The organism is Streptomyces sp. GbtcB7 (assembly GCF_019091445.1).
Classification (GTDB): domain Bacteria; phylum Actinomycetota; class Actinomycetes; order Streptomycetales; family Streptomycetaceae; genus Streptomyces; species Streptomyces mirabilis.
The window spans coordinates 1-500 of sequence record NZ_JAGXJM010000138.1 but is presented as its reverse complement, the minus strand read 5'-3'; the positions used below and the strand labels follow the sequence as shown (position 1 = coordinate 500).

Here is a 500-nt window from a genome sequence, read left to right as displayed (position 1 = left end):
GGGCACCTCCCAGCCCACCGATCCACCCTCCGGAGCCTCGCTGACAACCGAAGAAGTGACGGTGGTCCATCTCACGGCGGTTCCCGCCGGGATTCCATCCTGATCCCGGAGAAGGACCTCGCGATCGCCGATGAAAGCACCGGTGTCGGGGTCGATGATGATGTCCACGCGAGTGCCCCATGCGTCCTCGACCCGCCCGATCGCGACCCCGGTTCGACCTTGGAGGGTGGCTTGATCGCTGACGAACGTCACGCCGGGGATCATTGCCGCAGCCTTGTACATCGCGGCGCGCAGATCCGCAGGAACGGTCCCGATTCGGAGCCGGTCGGCAATGTAGACGAGCGCTTCGGTGTCGGGTGAAGGGCCAGCGCCGAGGGTGACACGGTAGATGTAGTTGAGCAGACGGTACGGGTCTCGCGGAAGCTCGTCCAAGTCCGCGAATCCCGCCCCGGATGAGCCCCCGTAGAACGCGCCGCCCGGCGCTCGAAGGAGATCTCCAG

At 66.0% G+C, this 500-nt stretch carries 1 pseudogene; it reads right to left on the bottom strand.

The annotated features are described in order from the left end of the window. A pseudogene (locus KVT44_RS55565) lies at positions 1 to 432 on the bottom strand (hypothetical protein); the annotation flags it as partial. Between the last annotated feature and the right edge of the window lie 68 nt (positions 433 to 500).